This is a genomic window from Paraburkholderia fynbosensis (genome assembly GCF_902859935.1).
GTDB classification, from domain to species: Bacteria; Pseudomonadota; Gammaproteobacteria; order Burkholderiales; family Burkholderiaceae; genus Paraburkholderia; species Paraburkholderia fynbosensis.
Genome location: NZ_CADIKI010000055.1, coordinates 1 through 9,290, shown reverse-complemented (window position 1 = coordinate 9,290; position 9,290 = coordinate 1). Strand labels below are relative to the sequence as shown.

Genomic DNA, 9,290 nt, shown 5'->3' with positions numbered 1-9,290 from the left:
CGAGGCTCGCGACCGCACCCGAGCCGAGCGCGACCGCATTCGCGGCCTGCGCGGCTGCGCCGTTGCCCGCCGCGAGGCTGTTCGCGCCGGTCGCCACGGCGAGTGGGCCGATCGCGACGCTGTCGGTGCCGGTCGCCTGGCTGTCGGCGGCGGTCGAGTTCGCGTGGAAGTACTTGATGCCTGCGCCGTTATCGATGTCCGAGATCGCGGTGGTGTTCGCGTCCACCTGCTGGTTCGTTGCATACAGCTGTGAGCCGTTGACCGCATCGGTGCTGTTCGAGTTCAACTGTCCGGCGGCGACGTTCTGGATCTGCCGCGGCGCTGTGGCCGAACCGACGCTTATCACGTCGCCCGCGGCCGGCGCACCGCCGGCGAAGCTGTACGTGGTCCCGCCGATGACAGCGCTCGGCGTCTGCACGGCGGCCGACACCGTCGACGCGTTGCCGAGCACGATCGCGCCGTCGAGGCCCGCGAGCACCGACACGCCGTTGCCGACGACGAACGCGTTGTTCGAGTTGATCGTATTGTTGTTGCCGAGCGAATAGGAACCGGTGCCGGTGATCGTGCTCGGGTCGCCGATCGCGCCAGAGTTCGCGCCGCTGACTACATTGCCGGTGCCGATGGCAAGGCTGTTCGCCCCACTCGCCTGCGCGCCCGCGCCCATCGCGATGGCGTTGGCCGCGCTGGCGCCGGCCGCATCGCCGAGTGCGATCGCAGACACGCCGGAAGCTACCGCATTGTCGCCGATGGCCGTCGCGTCGCTGCCGGACGCATTCGCGAAGAGGCCGGCTGCGGTCGACCAAGTGCCCGTTGCGCGGCTGCCGACGCCGAGGGCAGCGCTGCCCTGGCCCGTTGCCGTCGCCGAGTTGCCGACGGCTACCGCTTCGAAGCTAGTGCCGCCGCTTGGCAACGCAGTGCCGGAAGCGCCGCTCGCATTCGCCGAAGCGCCAATCGCGACTGGCGAACCGCCCGCACCGGTCACGACGGCCTGGGCCGAGTTACCGATTGCGATCGCGCTGCCGCCGATGCTGCCACCTCCCGCGGCAGCCCTGTACCCGATCGATGTCGCAGCGCCGTCCCCGGCGTTCGCGAGATTGCCGATTGCCGTCGAATTGTTGCCAGTCGCCGTCGCGCCGGCGCCCGCCGCGAGCGCGTTGATACCCGTCGCGCCATCGTTGTTGAAGTTGGCCGTGGGACTTCCGCCGTCGTTGACGCTGTAGTAATGCGCGGCCGCGCCAGCGATCGCGGACGACAGCGCCCGGTTCGTGGCGTACAGCTGGCTGCCGTTGACTGCATCGGTGGAAATCGCGCTGATCTGTCCGGCCGCGACGTTCTGGATCTGCCGCGGCGCTGTGGCCGAACCGACGCTTATCACGTCGCCCGCGGCCGGCGCACCGCCGGCGAAGCTGTACGTGGTCCCGCCGATGACAGCGCTCGGCGTCTGCACGGCGGCCGACACCGTCGACGCGTTGCCGAGCACGATCGCGCCGTCGAGGCCCGCGAGCACCGACACGCCGTTGCCGACGACGAACGCGTTGTTCGAGTTGATCGTATTGTTGTTGCCGAGCGAATAGGAACCGGTGCCGGTGATCGTGCTCGGGTCGCCGATCGCGCCAGAGTTCGCGCCGCTGACTACATTGCCGGTGCCGATGGCAAGGCTGTTTGCCCCACTCGCCTGCGCGCCCGCGCCCATCGCGATGGCATTGGCCGCGCTCGCTGTCGCGTTACGGCCAATCGACGTAGTCGCGTCGGCGGCCACGCCGATGCCCGCGTTGGTGCCGATTGCGACGTTGTCGTTGCCCGACACGAGGTTGCCCGACGACGCGCTGAGCGTGCCGTCGTACGTGACCGTGCCGTCGCCCGTGCCCAATGCGACGTTGCGCGTACCGGTGACGCCGGAACCTGCGCCGCGCATCGCGCTCGCGACGCCCCCGCCGAGCGCCGTGTTCTGCGCGCCGCTCACGAGCGTGCCGGTCGCGAGACCGACTGCAACGGATCCAGTGTTGCCGGTCGTCGAGCCCGCACCGGCGCCTTGGCCTGCAGCAATGGTCCCGTCGCCCATGGCAATCGCCTGGCCGCCGATTGCGAGCGATGTATTGCCGCTCGCTCTCGCCGCGTTGCCGACCGCGGTGGCGGCCGCATTCGTCGCCTGCGCGGTCGCGCCCAGCGCAACCGACGACGTGCCGGACGAAGTGCTGTTCGTGCCGATTGAGATCGACTGCGTGCCGCTTGCTACGGAGTTCGTCATCATCCCCATCGAGTTGGTGCCGGACGCGGTCGACTGGTAGCCGATCGCCATCGCATTACCACTCGAAGCGGTTGAGTTGCTGCCGAACGCAACCGCACCCGAGGACGTCGCCTGCGCGGCGGCGCCGACTGCCGTTCCGCCCAGATTGTTCGCGAGTGCGCTCTGACCAACTGCGACGGAATTGTCACCCGATGCCGTAGAGGACGACCCAACGGCGACCGCGGTCGAGCCGGAGGCGGCGGCACCGTTGCCACCGGCGAACGCGCCGGCGTTGGACGCGTTCGCGAAAGGACCGACTGCGGCGCTCGACGCGCCCGAAGCCTTGGCGCCAGGACCGAGCGCGGCGGAATTGGTGCCGCTCGCGTTCGCGGACGTACCGAAAGCCGATGCCCCTTGAGCGGTCGCCTGCGAGAAAATCCCGACTGACGCGCTGTTGACCCCGCTCGCGGTAACATTTGCGCCTATCGCAATCCCACCACTGGCGGTGTTTGCGTTCGCCGTACAACCGATCGCAATGCCATTGTTTGTGTTCGCGGTCGCCGTACCCGGGCAGTTCGTGCCGGAGATCGCCACCTGCGCCGCGGCGTCACCGGACCACATCGTGCCGCCCAGCACGACAAGCGCCATCGACGTCAGAACGGCCGATGTGCCGATGCCGCGCGCGGCGGCTCTGGCTTTACCCTTGCCGTCGGCCCGATCAAGTTCGGACGCCGCGACGAATGCGCCGCGTGCCGCGTTCCACACAATGCGGTAAGTTCGATTCATAGATTCCTGCAAGTAAGCGGCGCGCCCCATTCACTCGCACGGCCAGCCGGGAATGCCTGGTGCGAACAATGTCAGTCGGGCCGTATGAAAAACGGTTCTTTCTCGGGAGCGAGGTCTTGCCGTGAGACGATTTCGACCAATCAATCGCACTCGACAGGCGAATAGCCGCAAATAAGACGAACTCAATTCTTTCGCCTTTTCTATGGCAAATTCGATTAACCAAAACGGTCAAGAACCCGTTGAAACATAGAATAATGGAAAGGTATTCCGGAGCGAGAGGAGGCAATATTGAATAATTGTGAACGAAAAGTAAACAAAGCAAACGTCGGCGCCAAACCGTCCAAACGGCGCGGCTTTACGGCACATTTACGTATGACCGGACGCACTGCTCGATATCGCCCTTAATAGTTTTTGTGCAACGCGATGAATATGCTTGGGAATTGAATTTGAATAATTGGCGCCGCGTGAGAAAGCGATAAATTTATGTTAAATCGATGCAATTGCGATATCGATGGCAATATCCGCGCGCGGCACGCGGGGTCCTGTCCGGTTTCGTTCCGATTCGGGAACTGGTGAAATTCCGCGGCGATGTTTCCGGCGTTGCGCGCCGGAATCTCAACTACCGCGTTGCGCGGTGCTTTGAGGGAGGAGGAGGGTGAAGACCGACCCGCGTCCGACGGTGCTTTCGACGCGAATTTCTCCGCCGAGCGCGTCGATCATCTGCTTGACGAACGCGAGCCCGAGGCCGTGCCCGGGGCGCGCGCCGCTCGGGTCGATGCGGAAAAACTCGGTGTAAAGGTTCGGCAATTGATTCGCCGGTATGCCGATGCCCGTGTCGGTGACCCTCACGCGCCAGCGTCCTTCGCTTTCGTCGGCCGCGACGGTCACGGTGGCGCCTTCCGGGCTGTACCTGATCGCGTTGTCGATCAGATTCGCGAACCCGCGGCGCAGCAGCAGCGCATCGGCGACGACGAGCATCCCCGGTTCCGCGATCAGTCGGACCGCGGTACGCTTCGCGCTGGCATGCGCCCACAGGTCGTCGACCGCGTCGCCAAGCAGCGGCGCGAGATCGACGTCTGCCGCTTTCGGCGAGCGGGCCTCTGCGCGTGCGAGCAGCAGGAACTGGTCGGCGAGCGTGAGCGTCGACTGCGCATAGTGACTGACGAGATCCGTGAATTGCGCCTCCGGCAACTCGTCTGGCGCCTGGCGGCGTTGCTCGAGCAGCGTGAGTATCGCGGCTTGAGGCGAACGCATATCGTGCGACAGAAACCGCAGCGCGGCGTCGCGCTGGCGTTCGGCGGCGCGCATCGGCGTGATGTCGGCGACGTGGATTATCAGCATCGCGTCGCTCGCTTCGTGCGCCTGCACGATCGCGCATTTCACCAGCAGCGAGCGTCGTTTCGCGTCGACGATCTCGAGACCCTCTATCTGTCCCGAGGGTTCGCTCGCGGTAGCGACGCAGCTGCGTTTGGCCAGCGTTTCCAGCGCGCGCTGCACGTACTGGGCGGCGTCGTCCGATGCGGTCATCTCGCGCATGACGTCGGCCGCGTGACGGCCAGCCGCTGGCGGCGGCGAGCCCCGCCGATCTGCATCCATCTCGTACAGACCGAGCGCCCTGCGGTTCGCGAGCATGACCGCGCCTGCAGCGGAAGCGACGAGCGTAGCTTCCGGCAGGCTGTCCATCCACTTTGAAATCAAGTGCGCCGAGCGGCGCAGCCTCGCGACCATCGCACTCATCACGATCACACGCCGGCGGAACGGATCGAGCGCGTTCGTGTAAGCGGGCGTGTCGCCCGGCAGGCCGGGGTCTGCGATTGCACGTTCCGCTTCGCTGCTGAGGTAGCACAGCAATGCTTCCTGCCGCCGCCACGCACTGAGCGCGTAGGCGAACAGACACGCGGCCACCGCAGTGGCCGGAAAGAAGAACAGATGGGCGATTTTTAGCAACAGCAGCGACGCGACGCACGCGGCGAGCGCGAGTGCCGCGGAAGCAAACAGCGCGGCGCGCGGGCCGAGCGCGCACAGCGCAGCGCACAGCCATGGCAGCACAGACAGACTAAACAGCAACTGGCCGGTCCACGACGCGTTGCGCACCAGAGACCCGCTCGCGAGCGCATAAGTGGCTTGCGCGACAAACTCGACACCGGCGCGCGACGGCGGCTCGCTGCCCGGCGTGACGAAGTGCGTGTCCGCAGTCTTCGCGGTCGGGCCGATGAGCACGATGGCATCTTTGAGCAAACCGGGCGCGACGCGGCCTTCGAGCGCGTCGAGGAACGGGATCGACTGGTACGAAGGGCAGGGGCCGAGCGGCACGTAGCGGCGGCATGCACCGACCCAGCGGAGCGGGTCGCGTGCCGGAGGCTCATCGCAGCCCGCGAACGGCACGCCGCTCGCGCGCAACAGCGACTCGCTCATGTGTTCGTACTCGGCATGCGGTAGCCCCTCGCGGAGATAGAAACTGCGCGACACGGTATCCGAATTCGGTGCGGCGTTGACCTGGGCTACCGCAAAGGCGGCGCTCGCAATGGGCTGGACCGGTGGCGCTGGGCTCGGCATCCCGTCTTCGCCAGCGACGACGACGGGGAGCACCACGCGGCCATTGCGCCGGATCGCACTGGCGAGCCACGCGTCGCCGGCTGGCAGGATTCTCGCCGGATGGGTCATCGCGACGTCGAGCCCGATGGCAGCCACGCCCGCCGCAGTCAGCCGGTCAATCAGCGCGGCGTAATCAGCGCGCTTGACCGGCCATCCGCCGAGCGCCTTCGTGCTCGCGCCGTCGATCGCGATCAGCACGATTTTCTGCGGCGACGGCCGCTGCAGCAACGGCTGCACGACGTCGAAGAAGAAGAGGTCGGCACGGCGAAGCAGATCGGACGTGGTCAGCGACACGCACAGCAGCAGCACGAACGCACCAATCGCGATGCAGTCGCGCGCGACGCCAGCGCGCACACGCGAATCGTCGGTGCTCATCAGAAGTTGCCCAGTTCGCACGCTCGTGCGCTGACAACTGTCTCACTCACAAGTGAGTCCGGTGGACAGGAGTGGAAGCACCGACAGGGGCTGCACGAGCGGACGGTGTGCAGACGCGCTGCCGTCAAGCCGGACCGACGACACCGCTTCGAGGCGATACCCGTGCGTGTACACGGAACTGAGCCGCAGCCCGTTTTCTGGCCCGAGTTCCAGCTTTTGCCGTATCCGGTAGATGTGAGTATCTAGCGTGCGGGACGCGGGATCCAACTCACGTCCCCACGTGCTGATGCAGACCACCTTGCGCGACAGCAGCTTCCCGATGTTGCTGAAGAAGAGCTCGGCGAGGTCGAATTCCTTCGGCGCGAGCTTGACCGGTTCACCGCGCAGCAGGATCGTGCGGTCGCGTAGATTCAGCATGTAGTCGCCGACGTCGACCAGGCCGAAGCGGTCTGTGGCGCGCTTTGAACGCATCAACAGTGCGTTTACGCGGCTCGCGAGTTCACCGACGCGGAACGGCTTCACGATGTAGTCGTCGGCGCCGGCGTCCAGTGCGAGCATGATGTCGTCGTCGAGCGTCTTGCTCGTCAAGAAAAGCACGGCAGGCGACGTGCCGAGTGCGCGGCGGATCCAGTACAGGACTTCGAAGCCGCTCATTCTCGGCAGCAGCCAGTCAAGAATCACGAGGTCGAACAACTCTGCGTCCAACAGGCGCTGCGCCATCTCGCCGTCACGCGCTTCAACCACTTCGTGTCCGAGCGGTTCTATGACCCGCGCTGCGGCTTTGGCATGAACGGGATCATCTTCGACTATCAGCACACGCATCAGGGGTATTCCTTGTCATCAGCGACAGGCGATGCACTAGCCAGCTCGTCCAGGCGCATTCAGGTTGCGCATCGCAGAGCGTCGCTTCGGCTGCCGGGATTCGTCGCGTCACCTCGCCAAACCGACCGACGCAACGCCAGTAGGACCGGGCAGAGAAACAGCGGTGCACCACACCTTCTCCTCGCCATACGAGGAGAGCTTAACGGCCGGAATCAAGGTGCGTCCACGTGAGCAACGTGAGCAGGATCGCCCTGCGACCGAACTGAGCAGTCAGCGGCTTCTTGCGGCCGGCCCACGCGCTCGGTGCCCGGTGTCGAAAGACGTCGACGCAGGAGCAGGTGGAAGCACCAATCGAGTAGATCATGTACATGTTTAAGGCCGTTCTGCTGGGCTGTTAGCCTCTGGATGCTCATGGTTGCCGTGCTCTCATCAGGCTGCAGATATTTCAATTGGGCTTATCCGTCCGGCCGCATGGCACAGACTTTTCACGGCGTATGCCGGTTGTCCTTTTCGGAAACCTAGCAAGCAATCTTTCCGATTCGACGATACGATACCGCCCGCTGTAACAGTTCGTAAGCCGACTGCCGGCGGAACTTTCTCATAAGGACATTTATTTGTCTACACGACGTTGCAATTGGAAAGCACCTTGCCTTCTAACATTGGGACGGAAGAACAAAGCGGATAGGGAGTAGTATGCGACCGCCGGAAGTCGATCTCGTGATGCGCAAGGGACCGCCCGCCGCAATCAGGTGTCGCCGCGAAGGTGCAGGAGCCGCCTCGCGGTGACAATCCCGCCGCCAACCGAAAGCCTGCTACCGTACTTTTCGACCCATTTTCCGGAGGCGGAAAGAATTGTTCATGCGAGTTCGAATTAATACGCCATGGGGTTCAACGAATGCTATTACGGCGCAATTACGCGTTTCTAAAATGAACAACTACGGGTGCCCTCCCGCGCATAGCACTCGCAACATGGCATTAGCAACCGGTGCGTCGGACAGCCAATGGCATCCGCGGTCGCTTGCCACGCATAGTCCATTGCTCCGTGGATTGGTCAATCATGCGGCGAATCTCAATCAGGTTGGCAGATCCGCTGCCACGCGGTCGAGCACCGAGGCCCATTCGTGGTAATGCCAGTCGAGGTTCGAGATGACCGCCGCAGCTTCGTCAGACGAGTGCAAATGGCCGAGTGGTCCGTCGCGCTCGCGCCTTCGGCGGCGATCGCGGCTGCTTGCTCGGGTCCGTTCGTTGAGGCTGAGGCTCACAAATTCGACGCTCTATAGCGGCCACGGCTGGCAAGCTGCGAAAGTCGTATATGCAGTCGCGTTTCACTCTCGGGGTGCTGACCTCGCGTTCCAGACGTTTGTATTTGTTTATCCGTCGGTCCTCCTGGGCAACGATTTGCGCCTGCGATCTTCCCCAAGGTCAACGATCGTCCCACCACGCTCGCGTCGATTACAGCCAGCGTTCGACGGCTCAGCAGCCCGAAGCGGTCGTTGAACCCCGCGTCATGCAACCTTGAATGACAGCCATGGAAAACGCTCCGAAGGGCGACCCTATGCCCGAAGGATTGAATGCATCAATCATTGCGAAGCCTCACTGCAGCAGCCGAGAACCGAACCGGCATCACGCCTCAACTACCTGACAATCCCTCTGCGCTTAGGACGCGCTGGACCGTTGGTCTATCCCTGACACGTTCGTACCACGCCTGAAGGTGACGGTGAAAACTGAAGTCAATGTTCGCGTTGTATACGGACTTCATCCATGTGGCCTTACCCCAGCCCGTTAGCGCGAACAGATAGGCGTCGGCGATAGTGAAATCATCTCCCATTAGAAACTGCTTGCAAGCTAGCTGCTGATTAATCCACTCGTACCTGCTTTCGAGCTTTGGCCTGGAGGCGTCGGCCCATTTTCCTGCTGCCACGGCATAAAGCAGCGGGATGAAGCCTTTATGAACTTCAGAAGTAAGAAAATTGAGCCATTCGAGAAGCCTGTAGCGTTCCATTGTGCTGTAAGCGGGTGCCAATCTCGATTCGGGTCGCTGATCGGCAAGATACTGCGCGATGACCGGTCCTTCACGTAGAAACGTACCATCGTCTAGCTGCAAGAGCGGCACGTAGCCCAGTTCGGAAAGATCGTAATAGCTAGCGCCGTCCTCCAATAAATGCTTGCGGGCATCGACTTTGATGATTTCTGCATTCAATCCGGTCTCCTGCAAGACGATGCAAATCGCTTGTGAACAACTACCGGGTGCGTGATATAGCTTCATGCATTGTTCCTCGTGATCAAAAAATGTGCGGCCATCTTTATGGAGCGGAAGCTAATATCTCCCAGCAGGGAAAAAAAGAGAAGAAGGCAGAATTTTGTGATATAGGTAGGCGGTTTCAAGAGTGAAGCGCAACAGCGGGTTTAATGTTTAGAGCCTTGAGGTTGACTTGCTGAGGCAAGGGTCGCGGCGAAGACCTCGAATGGCGAATGGAAGGCATGA

Annotated in this window: 4 protein-coding genes; all 4 read right to left on the bottom strand. The window is 63.2% G+C overall.

From position 1 onward, the window contains the following. The coding region (locus HV770_RS37755; RefSeq protein WP_246291627.1) for an ESPR-type extended signal peptide-containing protein at positions 1-3,013 on the bottom strand (3,013 nt) is incomplete at its 3' end. 615 nt (positions 3,014-3,628) lie between these two features. After that, positions 3,629-5,983 carry a CHASE2 domain-containing protein gene (locus tag HV770_RS37750; RefSeq protein ID WP_175166490.1) on the bottom strand — a complete coding sequence of 785 codons (2,355 nt, stop codon included), beginning with the start codon at positions 5,981-5,983 and terminating at the stop codon, positions 3,629-3,631. 42 nt (positions 5,984-6,025) lie between these two features. After that, the gene (locus HV770_RS37745; RefSeq protein WP_175166489.1) at positions 6,026-6,805 is read right to left on the bottom strand and encodes a response regulator transcription factor; all 780 of its coding nucleotides are present in this window, start codon (positions 6,803-6,805) and stop codon (positions 6,026-6,028) included. Positions 6,806-8,435: 1,630 nt separating this feature from the next. Next, positions 8,436-9,071 (bottom strand): glutathione binding-like protein, encoded by a 636-nt coding sequence (locus HV770_RS37740; protein ID WP_175166488.1) that lies wholly within the window; start codon positions 9,069-9,071, stop codon positions 8,436-8,438. Positions 9,072-9,290: the final 219 nt, after the last annotated feature.